The sequence below is a fragment of the Micromonospora sp. NPDC049051 genome (assembly GCF_043197575.1).
Classification (GTDB): domain Bacteria; phylum Actinomycetota; class Actinomycetes; order Mycobacteriales; family Micromonosporaceae; genus Micromonospora.
In genome coordinates, this window is sequence record NZ_JBICTL010000004.1 from 429,256 (window position 1) to 444,955 (window position 15,700).

Annotated in this window: 14 protein-coding genes; 7 read left to right on the forward strand and 7 right to left on the reverse strand. The window is 73.6% G+C overall.

Annotated features, from left to right (window positions below):
- The first annotated feature begins 34 nt into the window (after nt 1-34).
- The 6 genes from rimI to ACGFIR_RS18820 all read left to right on the forward strand — a co-directional run bounded on the left by rimI (nt 35) and on the right by ACGFIR_RS18820 (nt 7,167).
- Nucleotides 35-496 (forward strand): ribosomal protein S18-alanine N-acetyltransferase, encoded by a 462-nt coding sequence (gene rimI / locus ACGFIR_RS18795; RefSeq protein ID WP_393146218.1) that lies wholly within the window; start codon nt 35-37, stop codon nt 494-496.
- Nucleotides 489-1,535 (forward strand): tRNA (adenosine(37)-N6)-threonylcarbamoyltransferase complex transferase subunit TsaD, encoded by a 1,047-nt coding sequence (gene tsaD, locus ACGFIR_RS18800; protein WP_392998522.1) that lies wholly within the window; start codon nt 489-491, stop codon nt 1,533-1,535. Before rimI ends, tsaD begins: the two co-directional genes overlap by 8 nt.
- An 18-nt stretch (nt 1,536-1,553) precedes the next feature.
- Nucleotides 1,554-1,808, forward strand: coding sequence for a hypothetical protein (locus tag ACGFIR_RS18805; RefSeq protein WP_392998524.1), 255 nt, complete (start codon nt 1,554-1,556; stop codon nt 1,806-1,808).
- A gap of 104 nt (nt 1,809-1,912) precedes the next feature.
- Nucleotides 1,913-3,613 (forward strand): ABC transporter transmembrane domain-containing protein, encoded by a 1,701-nt coding sequence (locus ACGFIR_RS18810; protein ID WP_392998526.1) that lies wholly within the window; start codon nt 1,913-1,915, stop codon nt 3,611-3,613.
- Entirely contained in the window at nt 3,613-5,415 is a 1,803-nt protein-coding gene (locus ACGFIR_RS18815) for an ABC transporter ATP-binding protein (protein ID WP_393146220.1), read from the forward strand. The genes ACGFIR_RS18810 and ACGFIR_RS18815 overlap by 1 nt, the downstream gene beginning before the upstream one ends.
- 174 nt (nt 5,416-5,589) lie before the next feature.
- Entirely contained in the window at nt 5,590-7,167 is a 1,578-nt protein-coding gene (locus ACGFIR_RS18820) for a Na+/H+ antiporter (protein ID WP_392998530.1), read from the forward strand.
- 465 nt (nt 7,168-7,632) lie between these two features.
- On the opposite strand, the gene ACGFIR_RS18825 is transcribed toward ACGFIR_RS18820, so the two are convergent.
- The 7 genes from ACGFIR_RS18825 to ACGFIR_RS18855 form a co-directional block, all read right to left on the reverse strand.
- Nucleotides 7,633-8,370, reverse strand: coding sequence for a DUF4142 domain-containing protein (locus ACGFIR_RS18825; RefSeq protein ID WP_393146222.1), 738 nt, complete (start codon nt 8,368-8,370; stop codon nt 7,633-7,635).
- Between the two features lie 287 nt (nt 8,371-8,657).
- The gene (locus tag ACGFIR_RS18830; protein ID WP_393146224.1) at nt 8,658-9,839 is read right to left on the reverse strand and encodes an ROK family protein; all 1,182 of its coding nucleotides are present in this window, start codon (nt 9,837-9,839) and stop codon (nt 8,658-8,660) included.
- A 28-nt stretch (nt 9,840-9,867) separates the two neighbouring features.
- Nucleotides 9,868-11,127 (reverse strand): sugar ABC transporter permease, encoded by a 1,260-nt coding sequence (locus ACGFIR_RS18835; protein WP_393146226.1) that lies wholly within the window; start codon nt 11,125-11,127, stop codon nt 9,868-9,870.
- Entirely contained in the window at nt 11,124-11,948 is an 825-nt protein-coding gene (locus ACGFIR_RS18840) for an ATP-binding cassette domain-containing protein (protein WP_393146228.1), read from the reverse strand. The genes ACGFIR_RS18835 and ACGFIR_RS18840 overlap by 4 nt, the downstream gene beginning before the upstream one ends.
- Before the next feature lie 104 nt (nt 11,949-12,052).
- Nucleotides 12,053-13,150 carry a sugar ABC transporter substrate-binding protein gene (locus ACGFIR_RS18845; RefSeq protein WP_393146230.1) on the reverse strand — a complete coding sequence of 366 codons (1,098 nt, stop codon included), beginning with the start codon at nt 13,148-13,150 and terminating at the stop codon, nt 12,053-12,055.
- A 194-nt stretch (nt 13,151-13,344) separates the two neighbouring features.
- On the reverse strand, nt 13,345-13,824 hold the full coding sequence (gene ybaK / locus ACGFIR_RS18850) for a Cys-tRNA(Pro) deacylase (RefSeq protein WP_392998542.1): 480 nt from the start codon (nt 13,822-13,824) through the stop codon (nt 13,345-13,347).
- Nucleotides 13,825-13,873: 49 nt separating this feature from the next.
- On the reverse strand, nt 13,874-15,082 hold the full coding sequence (locus tag ACGFIR_RS18855) for a methyltransferase domain-containing protein (protein ID WP_393146232.1): 1,209 nt from the start codon (nt 15,080-15,082) through the stop codon (nt 13,874-13,876).
- Nucleotides 15,083-15,331: 249 nt separating this feature from the next.
- On the opposite strand from ACGFIR_RS18855, the gene groES reads away from it, so the two are divergent.
- Nucleotides 15,332-15,646, forward strand: coding sequence for a co-chaperone GroES (gene groES / locus ACGFIR_RS18860; protein WP_088998427.1), 315 nt, complete (start codon nt 15,332-15,334; stop codon nt 15,644-15,646).
- Nucleotides 15,647-15,700: the final 54 nt, after the last annotated feature.

Here is a 15,700-nt window from a genome sequence, read left to right on the forward strand (position 1 = left end):
TGCGAGCCCCGCAGTCGCGGGCCGAGGGCCTGCCGTGACGGTCCGGTTGGAGCGGTTCCGGTGGTGGCACGTCAACGACGTGCTGCCGATGGAGGCGGACCTGTTCGGCGCCGAGCAGTGGTCGGCGGCGATGTTCTGGAACGAGCTGGCCAACGGGCACTTCTACCTGGTCGCCACGGGCGACGACGGCACCGTGCTCGGCTACGCCGGGCTGACCGCGACCCCGCCCGAGGAGGCGTGGGTGCAGAACATCGCGGTGCGCCGGGACGCCCAGCGGCGCGGTGTCGGCCGGCTCCTGCTGGAGGCGCTGCTCGCCGAGGCCGCCCGGCTCGGCGTCCGCAGCGTCCTGCTGGAGGTCGCGGCGGACAACGCCCCCGCCCAGAAGCTCTACGCGACGTACGGCTTCGAGCCCATCGGCGTACGGCGCGGCTACTACCAACCGAGCAACACCGACGCGCTGGTCATGCAGCGCCGGCAGGATGTGAGCGATGACTGACGAACCCCTGATCCTCGGCATCGAGACCTCCTGCGACGAGACCGGGGTCGGCATCGTACGCGGGCACACCCTGCTGGCCGACGCGCTCGCCTCCAGCGTCGAGCAGCACGCCCGCTTCGGCGGCGTCGTGCCGGAGGTGGCCAGCCGGGCCCACCTGGAGGCCATCGTGCCGACCATGGACCGGGCGTTGAAGGAGGCGGGGGTGACCCTCGCCGACATCGACGCGATCGCGGTCACCTCCGGGCCGGGGCTGGCCGGCGCGCTGCTGGTCGGGGTGGCCGCCGCGAAGGGCTACGCGATCGCCGCCGAGAAGCCGGTCTACGGCGTCAACCATCTCGCCGCGCACGTCGCCGTGGACACCCTGGAACACGGCCCGCTGCCCGAGCCGGCGATCGCCCTGCTGGTCTCCGGTGGGCACTCCTCCCTGCTGCTCGTCGACGACCTGGCCCGGGGCGTCACCCCGCTCGGCGCCACCATCGACGACGCGGCCGGCGAGGCGTTCGACAAGGTGGCCCGGCTGCTCGGGCTGCCGTTCCCCGGCGGCCCGTACATCGACCGGGAGGCCCGGGCCGGCGACCCGGCCGCCATCGGCTTCCCGCGCGGCCTGACGGCCGCCAAGGATCTGGCCGCCCACCGCTACGACTTCTCCTTCTCGGGCTTGAAGACGGCGGTGGCCCGCTGGGTCGAGGCGCGGCAGCGGGCCGGCGAGCCGGTGCCGGTCGCCGACGTGGCCGCGTCGTTCCAGGAGGCGGTCTGCGACGTGCTGGTGCGCAAGGCGTTGGATGCCTGCCGGGCCAACGGCGTCGAGACGCTGGTGATCGGCGGGGGCGTGGCGGCCAACTCCCGGCTGCGGGCGATGGCCGAGCACCGCGCCGCCAGGGACGGCATCCGGGTCCGGGTGCCCCGACCCGGGCTCTGCACCGACAACGGCGCGATGGTCGCCGCCCTCGGCTCGCACCTGGTCGCCGCGGGTGTCGCGCCGAGCCGACTGGACCTGCCCGCCGATTCCGCCATGCCGCTGACCACGGTCAGCGTGTGAACCCCGAGGACGGCTGACGTGATCGTGCGGATGTGGGAGGCGCGGGCGGAGCCGTACGGCGTCGCGGACCTGATCACCTGGGTCTGCGACACCGCGCTGCCGGAGTTCGAGCACGACCCGATGCACCTGTCCAGCGAGGTGTTCTCCTCCACCGACCACCGCGTGGTGGTGATCTCCAAGTGGCGCAGCAACCCGCGCCCGCTGCCGGAGCCGCCGCCGACGTTGCTGGCCCGCCCGGCGCACTCGTGGGACTTCACCCAGGTCGACCGCTGAATCGGTCCGGCCGGGCGGGACGAGACCGGAACGTGAGCCACGGCACGGCGTACGCGGTAAATGGTTGGCGGGACGGTCGGCCCGGCACCTAGCGTCGGTGGCCCATGCGCTCCTCACCGGCCGGGGACCCCGGCGTACCCGACATCCGCTCGGCGACCCGCTACCTCTGGTGGCTGGCCGGGCGGCACAAGGTGCTGCTCACCGTCGGGATCCTGCTGGGCGTCGTCTGGATGGTCGCCCAGGCGCTGGTGCCGGCGGCCATCGGCCGGGCCGTCGACGGGCTCACCCGCCGGGACGAGGGCGTGCTGCTCACCTGGGGACTGGTGCTGCTCGGGCTGGGCGCGCTCCAGACGGTCGCGGGGATCCTGCGACACCGCTGCGCGGTGTACAACTTCCTCGCCGGGGCGTACCGGACGGTGCAGTTGACCGTGGACGCGGCGAACCGGCTCGGTGCCGCGCTGCCCCGCCGGGTCTCCGCCGGCGAGGTGGTGAGCATCGGTACGGCCGACATCAGCCAGATCGGTTCGGCCATCGACATCACCGCCCGGGGCACCGGCGCGATCGTGGCCATCGTCACCGTGGGGGTGATCCTGCTCAGCGCCTCCGTGCCGCTCGGGCTGGTCGTGGTGCTCGGGGTGCCGCTGCTGATGGCGGTCGTCGGACTGCTCATCCGCCCGCTGCACCGGCAGCAGCAGGCGTACCGGGACTCGGAGGGGGCGCTGACCGCCCGGGCCGGCGACATCGTCTCCGGGCTGCGCGTGCTGCGCGGCGTCGGCGGCGAGCCGGTGCTCTCCGGCCGCTACCGGGCACGGTCGCAGGCGCTGCGCGCCGACGGCCTGCGGGTGGCCCGCATCGAGTCGCTGCTGGAGGCCGCCCAGGTGCTGCTCCCGGGGGCGTTCCTGGTGCTGGTGACCTGGCTCGGCGCCCGGTTCGCGCTGCGCGGCGACATCAGCGCCGGTCAGCTCGTGGCGTTCTACGGCTACACCGCGTTCCTGGTCAGCCCGCTGCGGCAGCTCACCGAGGCGGTGGACAAGCTGACCCGGGGGCACGTCGCCGCCCGGCGGGTGGTGCGGCTGCTGCGACTCACCCCGGAGCTGACCGACCCGACCGACCCGGCCACCCTGCCGGACGGCCCAGGCGAGCTGGTCGACGTGGCCTCCGGCGTGACCGTACGACCGGGCCGGTTCACCGCGCTCGCCGCGAGTGCACCCGAGGACGCGGTGGCGATCGTGGACCGCCTCGGCCGGTACGCCGACTCGGACGCGACGCTGCACGGCGTACCGCTGCGGGAGGTGGCGCTGGCGACGGTGCGGGAGCGGATCCTGGTGGCCGACAACGACGCGCACCTGTTCACCGGCCCGCTCCGCGCGGAGCTGGACCCGCGGGACCGGGCCGACGACGCGGCGATCGCGGCGGCGCTGGCGGCGGCGAGCGCGACCGACATCGTCGAGGCGCTGCCCGACGGGCTGGACAGCGCGGTCGCCGAGCGCGGCCGGGAGTTCTCCGGCGGCCAGCAGCAGCGGCTGCGGCTGGCCCGGGCGCTGGTCGCCGACCCGGAGACCCTGCTGCTGGTGGAGCCCACGAGCGCCGTGGACGCGCACACCGAGGCCCGCATCGCCGACCGGCTCGGCGCGGCCCGGGCGGGCCGGACCACCCTGGTCTGCACCACCAGCCCGCTCGTGCTGCACCGCGCCGACCACGTGATCTTCGTGGAGGACGGCAAGGTGGTGGCCGAGGGCCCGCACTCCGCACTGCTCGACGGCGAGCCGCGCTACCGGGCGACGGTCAGCCGGGGGGAGGACTGATGGCCGCCGAGCTGCCCGTCGCCGACGCGCGCCAGGTGCGCCGCTACGCCCACACGCTCGTCCGCCGGCACCCGAGGGCGCTCGGGGTCGCGCTCGGCCTGCACGCACTGGCCGCCGCGGCCGGCCTGGTCGCGCCGTGGCTGCTCGGCGACCTGGTCGAGGGGATCTCCCGGGGCACGTCGGGCGTCACCGTCGACCGGGTCGCCCTGCTGATCGCCGGCTTCGTGCTGGTGCAGTCGGTGCTGGTCCGCTTCGCCCACCTGGCGTCGGCCCGGCTCGGCGAGCGGGTGCTGGCCGAGCTGCGCGAGGAGTTCGTCGACCGGATCCTGACGCTGCCGCTGGCCACCGTGGAACGGGCCGGCACGGGCGACCTGCTCACCCGGACGTCCCGGGACGTCTCCGCCCTGTCGAGGACGGTCCGGCTGGCGGTGCCGGAGACGCTGATCGCGGTCGTCACCGGCTGCTTCATCGTCGGCGCGCTGCTCCTGGTCGATCCGCTGTTCGCGCTGCCCTGCCTGCTCGCGGTGCCGCTGCTGTGGGCCGGCACCCGCTGGTACCTGCGCCGCGCCCCGGACGGCTACCTGCGGGAGAACGCCGCCTACTCCGACATCACCGACGGCATCAGCGAGACGTTCGAGGGTTCGCGGACCACGGAGGCGCTGCGGCAGCAGGCGCGCCGCCGGGCCCGCACCGACGCCGACATCCGTCGGTCGTACGCGGCCGAGCGCTACACCCTGCGGCTGCGTACGGTGTTCTTCCCGATCGCCGAGATCGGCTATGTGCTGCCGGTGGTGGCCACGCTGATCATCGGCGGCTGGTTCTACCTGAAGGGCTGGGTGAGCCTCGGCGAGGTCACCGCCGCCACGCTCTACGTGCAGCAACTGATCGACCCGGTCGACCGGCTGCTCTCCTGGCTGGACGAGTTGCAGGTCGGCGGCGCCTCGATGGCCCGCCTGCTCGGGGTGGCCGACGCCGACCCGCCGCCCGGGGCACCGGCCCCGCCTGTCGGCGCACCGGCCCCGCCCGCTGGTGGTTCCCCGGGCCCGGCCGGTCCTCCGCCAGCGGGGGACCGGCGCCTCGCCGCCCGGGACGTCCGGTACGCGTACCGGGAGGGCCGGGACGTGCTGCACGGCGTGACCCTGGTGCCGGAGCCGGGGGAGAAGCTGGCCATGGTGGGTCCCTCGGGCGCCGGCAAGTCCACCCTCGGGCGGCTGCTCGCCGGGGTGCACGCGCCCCGTACCGGCTCGGTCACCGTGGCCGGTCGGCGGCTCGACGAGTTGCCCCTGGCCGAACTGCGTACGCACGTCGCCCTGGTCACCCAGGAACACCACGTCTTCATCGGCACGCTCAGGGAGAACGTGGCGATGGTGCGACCGGGTGCCGACGAGGCGGCCGTGAGGTCGGCACTGGCCGCCGTCGACGCGCTCGACTGGGCCGACGGGCTGCCCGACGGGCTGGACACGACGGTGGGCGCCGGCGGTCATCCGCTGTCGCCCGCGCAGGCGCAGCAGTTGGCGCTGGCCCGGCTGGTGCTGGCCGACCCGCACACCCTGGTGCTGGACGAGGCCACCTCGTTGATCGACCCCCGTGCCGCCCGTCACCTGGAGCGTTCCCTCGCGGCCGTCCTCGCGGGCCGTACGGTCGTGGCCATCGCGCACCGCCTCTTCTCGGCGCACGACGCCGACCGGGTCGCGGTGGTGGAGGACGGCCGGATCGCCGAGATCGGCTCGCACGACGAGCTGGTCGCGGCCGACGGCTCCTACGCGGCCCTCTGGCGTTCCTGGCACGGCACCGCCTCCTGACGCGCGGCGCGGCGCGGCGCGTCGTGTCCGGGCCGTCGCGGTTGCTGCCGGCGGACGGGGTGCCTGTTTCCGGGTTCGAGGGTGCCGCGCCGGACCGCCGTACCACGATGGTGAAGCGGCAGGCGACCGGCGCGCTCCCGTCACCACGGCGTCGGCCGGTGACGGGGGTGCGACGTGGGTGGTCTCGAACTGATCGTGGTGCTGGGCGTCACGGTGCTGGTCGGCACGACCCTCGGCGGGCGGTACAGCGTCGCGCCTCCGGTCCTGCTCATCACGATGGGCGCGTTGCTCGCGCTCCTGCCGCCGCTGTCGCACGTGGTGCTGGAGCCCGACGTGGTGCTGCTGCTGTTCCTGCCGGCGATCCTCTACAAGGAGAGCATCACCACCAGCCTCCGCGAGATCCGCACGAACCTCCTCGCGATCACGTTGCTCGCCGTGGGGCTGGTCGTGGCGACGATGGTCGCGGTGTCGCTCGTGTCGCAGCGGTTCGGCGTCGACCCGGCCGCCGCCTGGGTGCTGGGCGCGGTGCTCGCGCCGACCGACGCGGCGGCGGTCGCCGGCCTGGCCAAGCGGATGCCGCGCCGGATCCTGACCACCCTGCACGCCGAGAGCCTGATCAACGACGGTACGGCCCTGGTGCTCTTCTCCGTCGGGCTGGGCCTGATCGTGGGCGGCACCGAGCCGGGGCTGCTCGGGCTGACCGAGCGGTTCGTCCTCGCGTCGGTCGGTGGCGTCGCCGCGGGCCTGCTGGTCGGTGGGCTGGTGATCCTGCTCCGGCGGCGCCTCGACGACCCGCTGCGTGAGGGCGCGCTGAGCGTGCTCACGCCGTTCGTCGCGTTCCTCCTCGCCGAGTTCGTGCAGGCCAGCGGCGTCCTGGCGGTGGTGGTCGCGGGCCTCATGCTGTCGTACGCCGCTCCCCGGGTCATCCGGGCCCGATCCCGGGTGCTGGCGCTCGGCTTCTGGGACCTCACCACGTTCCTGATCAACGGTGGGCTCTTCGTACTCCTCGGGATGCAGATCCCGCGCGCCCTGCGCAGTGTGACCGGCCTGTCGGTGACGCGGGCCCTGACCATCGCGGTGGTGGTGACCGGCGTGGTCGTGCTGACCCGGATGCTGTGGATCCACCTGGCGGCCTTCGCCTTCCTCGTCGTCGACCGCCGGGCGGCGCAGCAGGACGAGCGGGTCAACTGGCGGGTGCGTACGGCGGCCGGGTGGGCCGGGTTCCGGGGCGCGGTCTCCCTCGCGGCCGCCCTCGCGGTGCCGGTGACCACGCCCACCGGCACGCCCGTGCACGGGCGTGACCTGATCATCTTCACCACCGCGGTGGTCATCCTGCTGACGATGCTGGTCCAGGGCACCACGCTGCCCGCAGTCGTCGGGTGGGCGGGGCTGGTCGGCGACACCCGCCGGCTCGGTGAGCTGCGGCTGGCCCGGAGGCGGGCCGCCGAGGCCGCGCTGGCGGTGCTGCCCGAGGTCGCCGACCGGATCGGCGCGGGACCGGAGGCGGTGGACCGGCTCCGGGCGGACTACGAGCAGCACCTCGACGACGCCCGCTCCACCGACGACGACCATTCGGCCGAGCGGGCCCGGGAACTCGACCGGCGGCTGCGGCTCGCCGTGCTCGAACACAAGCGGCGCGAGATCACCAGGCTGCGGGACACCAACGAGATCGACGACATCGTCCTGCGCGAGTTGCAGGCGGTCCTCGACGTCGAGGAGATCCGCCTGCTGGGCCCGGAGGCCAACGACTAGCGGTGCGACCGCCGAGCGGGGCCGGAACGGTGGTGGTGGTCGCCGCCCCGGACGGGCGGCCCGGGTGATTACTCACCGCAACGAGGCCGAGGAGAGGGCCTTGTTCTCACGCACGGTAGTCACTTTCGCCGGACCCTGGAGCGCGAGCGACGCCGTTTTCGGCACCGTGCCTCCTGACCAGCGGTTTCTTCGCGGAGCCGTCGGGCGGGTCGACTCACCCCGCGCCCCCTTTGCTCTGCAGCCGCCGACGCACCAGCCACCGGCTGTAGCCGGTGCGTGGATGGCTGCAGAGCAAAGGGGGCGAGGCAGGTGGCCGGCGGCGACGCGGAAACGCCCGCGATGACTACTTGAAGTCATGTCAGTGGTCAGGTTGCCCGCCGTGAGTCGCCAGGGCAGCGAGCAGCGCCGGCACCAGCAGGGCCGCCGAGACAGCAGCGGGACCGGCCCGCCGAAGGACGGCGGCGGTCAGGTGCGGCGCAGGATGCGGTACGTGGCGATGCCGCCCGTGCCGAGGGCGGCGAGGAAGACCAACCACACCACCGTGCTGCTGACCCCGATCGGCGGGCCGGAGTTGGCGGAGGCGGCGGCGAGCAGGCTGTCGTCGCCGGGCGCGGGCAGGGCGGCCGGCGGCAGCTCCGGCCAGCGTACGAGGCCTGTGCTCTCCAGCATCTGCATGTGGTGCAGGACGAACCGGTTGGCGTCGTCGGCGAGCTTGCGGATCACCGGGTCGCGGGTGCTGGCGCGGACCGCCCCGATGACCGGGAAGATCTTGCCGTGGGCGACCCGGAGCCGGGTGACGAAGACCTGGTCGAAGCGGGCGCCGGAGGCGTTCTGCATCTCCGTCAGCCAGCCCTTCTGCTCGGCCGTCGGCTCGCTGGGGATGCTCGCCCCGAGCTTGTTGGCCGCCGCGACCGTGAGCCGGTCCAACTCCTCGTGTTCGGTGGCGATGCCGGCGCCGATCTCGCGCACCTTCGCGCTCTGGCCCTTCTCGGCGGCCATCTGCCCGGCCGGCATCTCCCAGAGTCCGGCCAGGCGCACCCCGTTGAGCAGTGCGGCGTCGGCCGCGTTGAGCTGCTGGCCGCCCGGCGCGGCGGCGGCCACGCCGGGCAGTGTTCCGAGCCCGGCGGCGACGGCGACGAGCAGCACCGCCAGGCGGGGACCGCGGTGTCCCCGTGGGCGACGGGCGGATCTGAGCGGTGCCATGTCCGTGGTGCCTCCTCGGTCCGGTGGCGAACGGGTCCGGGGCGGGCAGCGCCTGCGCCCTCGCCCGCCCGCGCTCTGGTACGGACAGGCCGAGCGTTCGGTTCACCGGCCCGCTGCCGCCGCCGCCCGCGCCGCGCCCGGCCCGGCCGCTCTCGCCGGTGGCACTCCGCTGTTCCGGTGCGCCGGGCCGAGGCGGGCCGGGTGGGCCGGGGCGGGCCGGGGCGGTCGCCGGCTCGCCGCCGAGTCGCGTCGAGGGCTCGCCGGTCGCGGGCATCGCAGGGGGGCGGTCAGCCGGCGTCGAGGGGGTCGGCGAGCAGGCGTTCGAAGGCCAGCTCGGCGGCGCCGATCAGCGCCGCGTCGTCGCCGAGTTTCGGGGTGCGTAGCCGGACGTGCTCCAGGCAGGCCGGCAGGGCGACCGAGTTGAGCCGGCTGCGTACCTGGGCGGCCGACGCGAGGTAGAGGTCGCGCATGCTGCCGCCGAAGATGACCATCTCCGGGTTGAAGATGTTGACCAGGTTGGCCACCCCGAAGCCGAGCCAGTCGCCAGCCTGGCGTACCGCCGTCTGTGCCCGCAGGTCGCCCCGGTCGGCGGCGTCGAAGACGGCCAGCAGCGCGTCGCGGCCCCGGGCATCGGAGCGGCCGGCGGCGCGCAGCAGCGCGTACTCGCCGATCTCGGTCTCCCAGCAGCCCCGGGAGCCGCACTCGCAGGGCGCGCCGTCGCGGACGACCACCATGTGGCCGACCTCGCCGCCGTAACCGCCGTGCCCGGTCAGCCGCCGCCCGCCGGCGATGATGCCGGCGCCGACGCCGACGTCCCCGTACAGGTAGATGACGTTGTCGCAGCCGGCCGCCGCGCCCCGGGCGTGCTCGGCGAAGGCCGCCACGTCGGCCACGTTGCCGACCGTGACCGGCACGTCGCAGCCCAGCTCGGCGCCGAGCGCCGCACCGATCGGCTCGTCCACCCAGCCGGTGGTCGGGCCCAACCGGACCAGCCCGTCGTCGCGGCGGACCATCCCGCAGACCGCGACGCCGGCGCCGACGCAGACGGCGTCGGCCGGCGCGCTCTGCCGCATCTCCTTGACGGCCCCCGCCAGCAGCGGGGCGGCCTCCGCGGCGGTCAGGCCCCGGGGGCGGTCCAGCTCCCGGCGGTCGAGCACCGCGCCGCCGAGACCGACCCGCGCGGCCCGCAGCCGGTCGACCTCGATGCTGTACGCGTACGCGTGCACCCGGTCCGACTCGGGCCGGACGACCAGCGACGGTCGCCCGGCCCGGCCGGTCTCCTTCGGCGTCGCCTCGCTGACCAGCCCGGCGCCGGCCAGGTCGGCGGTCAGCGCGCCGATGGTGCTGCGGTTGAGCCCCAGGGTGGTGGTGAGCTCGGCACGGGTGGTGGCTCCGTGCACGTGCACGTACCGCAGCAACGCGCCCAGGTTCTGCCGGCGGATCTCGTCCTGGCTGGGTCCCGCGCGCATCGCCGTCGTCACTTCCGGTGTCGGCTGTTCAGCGGTTGCCGGTGGCGGCGGAGCGCCGGCGGGAGAACGCGTCCACGCTCGCGGCGAGCAGCAGCACCACGCCGGTGACCACGTACTTCACCCCCGAGCTGTATCCCATCAGGCCCATCCCGTTGTCGATGACTGCGACGACCGCGCCGCCGAGTACGGCGTCGAGCACCCGGCCCTTGCCGCCGAAGAGGCTGGTGCCTCCGATGACCGCCGCGCCGACCGCGTAGAGCAGTACGTTACTGCCACCCGTGTTGGGGTCCACCGAGTTGGCCCGGCTGGCGGCCACGATGCCGCCGACGGCCGCCATCGAGGAGCAGATCACGAAGACCGAGATCCGGATCCGGTCCACGTTGATGCCCGCCCGGCGCGCCGCCTCCTTGTTGCCGCCCACCGCGTAGACGTGCCGGCCGTAGCTGGTGCGCTGGAGCACGAAGGTCCAGAAGACCAGCAGCAGCGCGATGATCGGCACCACGATCGGCACGCCCTTGAGCGAGCTGATCACGACGTTGCGGCTGCGCTCCAGGTTGAGGATGAAGACCGCCGCGCCGAGGATGAGCGCCAGCCCGCCGATCCGGGCGAACACGACCGCTACCGGGTCGGTCGTCAGCCCGCGGGCGGCCCGCGTACGGTGCCGGAGCAGTTGCACGGCCGCGTAGCCGGCGACCGCCACGGCGGCCAGGATCCACCCGAGTACGGGCGGGAGGTTGCGGTTGGCGATGGCTACCAGCACCTCGTCGCGGACCGAGATGTTGGTGCCCTCCTCCATGAGCATCAGCACGATGCCCTGGAAGGCGAGGAACCCGGCGAGGGTCACCACGAAGGACGGGATGCCGATCTTCGCCACCAGGAAGCCGAGGGCGGTGCCGATGGCCACGCCGGTGACGATCGCGGCGAGCACGGCCACGTACCACGGGTAGCCGAGCACGGTGACGACGTTGGCGAGGATGGCGGCGCAGACCCCGCTGGCGAAGCCGGCGGAGAGGTCGATCTCGCCGAGCAGCAGGACGAAGACCAGCCCCATCGCGATCAGCGTGACCGCGGCGCCCTGGGTGAAGAGGTTGGCGAAGTTGCCGGCGGTGAGGAACGACGGCCGCATGATCGAGAACATCGTGCAGAGCGCGACCAGGCCGAGGACGGCGGGCAGCGCGCCGATGTCGCCGCCCCGGACCCGGCTGACGTAGTTGCGGACGTGGCCGCCGAGGGTGGGCGGCGGTGTGACGGCCGCCGGGCCCTCCTTCCGTACGACGCTGGTGCTCATCGGACGCCTCCTGGGTTGCTGCCGGCCGGCTCCGCGCCGTGCCCGTTGCCGCCGTTGCCCGGCTCGGCGGCGAGCCCGAGCCCGCCGGAACGGCCGGCGGTGATCAGCTCGACCACCTGCGAGTGGGTGATGTCGGTGGTCTTCACCTGGGCGACCATCTGGCCGAGGTAGAGCGCGGCGATCCGGTCGGAGACGGCGAAGACGTCGTTCATGTTGTGCGAGATGAGCACCACGGCCAGCCCGTTGTCGGCGAGCCGGCGGACCAGTTCCAGCACCTGGGCGGTCTGCGCGACGCCGAGCGCGGCGGTCGGCTCGTCGAGGATGACGAGCCTGCTGTTCCAGAGCACGGCCTTGGCGATCGCCACGGTCTGCCGCTGGCCCCCGGAGAGGCTGGAGACGTGCTGCCGCAGCGACTTCACGGTCCGTACGCTCAGCCCGGCGAGGGTGTCGGCGGCCATCTGCTCCATGGTCGGCTCGTCGAGCACGATGCCGCTGCGCTTCTCCCGGCCGAGGAACATGTTCTGCACGATGTCGAGGTTGTCGCAGAGCGCGAGGTCCTGGTAGACGACCTCGATGCCGAGCGCGGCGGCGTCGCGGGGGCTGTTGATGGTCACCGGCCGGCCGTCGAAGTGGAACTCACCGGCGTCGGTGGGGTGGATGCCGCTGATGCACTTGACGAGGGTCGACTTGCCGGCGCCGTTGTCGCCGACCAGCGCGGTCACCTCACCCGGGTGGGCGGTGAAGGCGACGTCGCGCAGGACCTGGACGGGACCGAAGCTCTTGTCGATCCCGCGTAGTTCCAGCAGGGGGGTTGCGGACACGGGGGTCTCCTTCAGGTGGCGGGAGGTCTCGGATCCCGTCCGGCGCGAACCGCCGCCCGGCACAGGGTCCGTGCCGGGCGGCGTGCGCGTGGATCGGGTACGGGTCAGCTGATGCCGGCGTCGGCGCAGAGCTTGGCGTACGCCCCGGCGCAGACCTCGTCCTTGGTGACGAAGCCGTCGGCGATGACGTCCTTGACGTTCTCCTTGAAGATCAGCTTCGGGGTCAGCAGGACCGCCGGGACGTCCCGGCCACCCTCCGGGTCCTTGACGACCTGGCCGGTCTCCTTCTTGTCACCCTTGGCCACCGCGATGGCCAGGTCCGAGGCGGCCTTCGCCTCGTCCCGGATCGCCTTGTAGACGGTCATGCACTGGTCGCCTGCGAGGATGTTCTGCAGGCCCTGCGGGGTGGCGTCCTGGCCGGTGACCGGGACCTTGCCGTTGAGCTTGTTCTTCTTCAGCACCGAGATGGCCGCGTTGCCGAGGCCGTCGTTGGCGGCGAGCACACCGTCGATCTTGCCGCCGGTCTGGGTGAGCATCTGCTCGAAGATGGTGGCGGCCTGGGCGTTGTCCCACTCCGGGACGTTCTGGTCCGGGCCCTTGGTGTACTCCTTCGAGTCGAACTTCGGCTTGAGCACCGAGTCGTACCCGTTCTTGAACAGGGTGGCGTTGTTGTCGGTCGGCGAGCCGTTGAGGTAGGCCACGACGGGGTTCTTGGCGCCCTTGTCGGTCAGGCACTTGCTCAGGCCCTCGCCCTGGAGCTTGCCGACGACCTCGTTGTCGAAGCTGACGTAGTAGGTGGCCGAGCCGCCCAGCGTGAGCCGGTCGTAGTCGATCGTCGCGACGCCCTGCGACTTGGCCTTGTCGAGTACCGCCTTGCCGGTGCCGGAGTCCAGGTTGACGATCATCAGGGCGGTGACGCCGCTGGTGATCATCTGGTCGGCGATGGTCTGGAACGCGGTCTTGTCGCCCTGCGCGTTCTGGATGGTGTAGTCGACGCCGGCGGCCTTGAACGCCTCCTCCAGGAACTTGCGGTCCGCGCCCTCCCAGCGGGCGGAGGACTTGCTGTCCGGCAGGATCACGCCGATCTTCGGCTTCTTCTCGGTGGAGCCGCCAGCGTCGGAACCGGAGTCGTCGCCGCACGCGGCCAGGCTGCCGGCGGCCAGCAGGCCCACGGCGGCGAAGGTGAGGAAGCCCTTGCGCATCTGCAGGGTCCTTTCGGGGGGTGGGGGATGATGTTGGTTTGTTGTGTCCGGCAACGTATTCCGCGTCACGCTGTGGGCACAAGAGTGCCGAGGTGACGAGTTTGTTGTCGGCAGTAACAATTCAGCAACGTCCCTGACACCCGGCCGTCGCCGGACCCGGGAGCGCTCCCGGGGAACGGCGGCGGTGGCGCAGCTCAGCGGGTGGACAGCGGCGCCGTGGCCGCGCCGGTGAGCGCCACCAGATCCTGCGGGGCGAGCTGGAGTTGGAGGCCGCGCCGGCCCGCCGAGACGTACACGGTGGGATGGTCGAGCGCCGACGAGTCGAGCACCGTGGGCAGGCGTCGGCGCTGGCCGAGCGGGCTGATGCCGCCGCGCACGTAGCCGGTGGCCCGCTCGGCGGTCGCGCGGTCGGCCATGGCGGCCCGCTTGCCGCCGACCGCCGCGGCGAGCGCCTTGAGGTCCAGCTCCCCGGTCACCGGCACGACCGCCACGGTCAGCGCGCCGTCGACCTCGGCGACCAGCGACTTGAACACCCGCTCCGGGGCCACCCCCAACGCCGCCGCGACCAGCGCGCCGTAGTTCGGCGCGGCGGGGGAGACGTCGTACGGATGGGTGGTGTGGGCGATCTTCCGCTTCGTCAGCAGCGCGGTCGCCGGAGTGCCCTGTCCCGCCATGACCGACAAGCTAACCCCGGGCGGCGCGACCCGCGAGCCGAAATGCGCGTCACCCGACCGGCCGGCAGACCAGCACCGTCGGCGCGCCGGCCACCCGGGTCAGCACCAGGCTGGCCGCCTCGCCCCCGGCCAGCCGCAGGTCCCGCCGCAGCTTCTCCGGCTCAAGTGCGGACCCGCGCTTGAGGATCTCCACCCGCCCGACCCGGCGCTCCCGCAGCAGCGCCCGCAGCCGCTTGAGCGAGAACGGCAGCACGTCGGTGACCTCCAGGCAGCGGGCGAACGGCGTCGGCGTCGGCGCGTCCGCGTAGAGGTAGGCGATGCTCGGGTCGGCCAGCGTCGCGCTCAGCGTGTCCGCCAGCTCCGCGACCAGGTGCGCGCGGACCACCGCCGGATCCGGGTCGTACAGGAAGCGGCGCGCCGGGCCGACGGTGGCCTCGACGTCGCCGGTGCCGGTCAACTGACGGTTGCCGGCAGCGTCGACAGAGGATCCTTCCCTGCCCCGCAGCAGGGTGGCTCGGCGAGGGGTCTCGGCGAGCCGGCCGCACCACAGCGCCGCCTCGACCAGGTCTCCGTCGACGCTGACCCACTCCGCCTCCGCGCCCGGCGGGATCAGCGCGTGGTCGATGCCGGGCGCCACCTTCACGACGGTGTACGGCACCCGCTCGGCCAGCCCGACCACGAAGTCCCAGGCCGGGGAGTACGCGTTCGGGTCGAAGATCCGCCGCCCGGTGCCCGCCTTCCGGCGCGCCGGGTCGCAGAACACCCCGTCGACGCGGCCCACGTCGAACGCCGTGGCGTCGCCGCACTCCACCGTGAACAACCCGGCCAGCCCGGCCGCCTCGGCGTTCGCGGCGGCCATCGCGGCGGTCACCGGGTCGGCCTCCACGCCGTACACCCGGATGCCGGCGCGGGCGGCGGCGAGCGCGTCCGCGCCGAGGCCGCAGCCGAGGTCGGCCAGGGTGCGCACCCCGGCGGCCCGCAGCCGGGCGGCCCGCCGCGCCGCGACGACACCGCGGGTGGCCTGCTCCAGACCGGCGCGGGTGAGGAACATCCCGGCCGCCGTCGGCCCGAACTTGCCGACCGCCCGGCGGCGCAGCTCGGCCTGGGTGAGCGCGGCCGCCGCCAGCCCGGCCGGCAGTCCGGCCGAGCGGAGCGCGGCCGCCGCGGTCAGCGGATCGCCGCCGGCCACCCGCGCGGCGGCGTCGAGCGCGGCCGACCCCACGGGCGTACGCAGAGCGGCGAACTGGTCGAGGTCCACCCGCTCATTGTGGTCGGCGGACGCGACGCGCCGGCCGGCGGGTTGGCACTCTCCTTGACGGAGTGCTAGCCGAGGAATAACCTGCGATTAGCACTCTCACCCCGAGGGTGCCAGCTTCCGGGTCCCGTGACCCGGGCGCTGAACGCCAGGCGGACCGGCACCCGCGACGACGGCCCCGCCCGGTGGCATGTGGCAGATTGACGCTGGTCGGCATGCCGGCCGGTAACGAAACCAAGTACCCGGGAGGGTATGCCCGTGACTACCGCGACCAAGGTTGCGATCAAGCCGCTCGAGGACCGCATCGTGGTCCAGGCGAACGAGGCCGAGACCACCACCGCCTCCGGCATCGTGATCCCCGACACCGCCAAGGAGAAGCCGCAGGAGGGCACCGTCCTCGCTGTCGGCCCGGGCCGGATCGACGACAAGGGCAACCGCGTGCCGGTCGACGTGAAGGTCGGCGACACCGTCCTCTACTCGAAGTACGGCGGCACCGAGGTCAAGTACGCCGGCGAGGAGTACCTGGTGCTCTCCGCCCGCGACGTCCTCGCGGTCATCGAGAAGTAAGCAACCGATCAGTGTCGTCGCCCCGGTCCGGCTCGCCGGGCCGGGGCGACGACG